This is a genomic window from Candidatus Termitispirillum reticulitermitis (genome assembly GCF_054655775.1).
The window spans coordinates 1-704 of record NZ_BAAIHG010000199.1 but is presented as its reverse complement, the minus strand read 5'-3'; the positions used below and the strand labels follow the sequence as shown (position 1 = coordinate 704).

Annotated in this window: 1 protein-coding gene; it reads right to left on the bottom strand. The window is 45.3% G+C overall.

Features of this window, described 5'->3' with window-relative positions:
• Positions 1-94: 94 nt before the first annotated feature.
• Positions 95-704, bottom strand: a 610-nt coding sequence (locus AC1MDJ_RS08265; RefSeq protein ID WP_479690436.1) for a lysophospholipid acyltransferase family protein, incomplete at its 5' end; no start/stop codon positions are given.

The following is a 704-nucleotide window of genomic DNA, read 5'->3' as shown; positions in this document are numbered from 1 at the left end:
ATCAGCAGTTAGTGCCTGCACAGCACTGCTAAATGCTTGTGGCACATCACCAAGATTGCCACCGAAACCCAATATTACCCTGCTAGTCGCTGTGTTAATGCCTAGCGGTTCGCAATTCTGCATATTTAGCCCGAATCAGTGTTTCCACCTTATCGCCCATACTCTTTGCAGTCATCCCCTCTGACTCAATAGGGGGTAAAAATGTTATTTGACAGCTTCTGCCACGATGAATATGCATATTGTTTGCAGACATTATATCCATAGTCCCTGTTATTACGAACGGCACAACGGGTAGCTTTGCGTGCGTTGCCATCAGGAATGCTCCGCGCTTAAACGGCTGCAGGTTGCCATCTTTTGTCCTAGTCCCCTCAACAAATACCACCAGTGAGCAATCTTTTGGCAGTTCGTTCACAGACTGCATCAATAGCCTCAAACTATCTTTTGTTTCATTCCTATCTATCGGCACAAGCCCCATTTGCCCAGCTACCATACCGAATAATGGTATTGATAGAAGCTCTTTTTTTATCACAAATAACGTTTTCATACCGCGTTCACGCAAGGCGGCAAAAATTAAAAATATATCTGCATAGCTCTGGTGGTTTCCCGCTAAAATATACGCCCTGCTAGGAGCAAGGTTTTCAAGCCCGTTAAAGGTATATTTTGCCCCGACCCCATAGCGCAACATACTACGTCCGAAGTTAGCC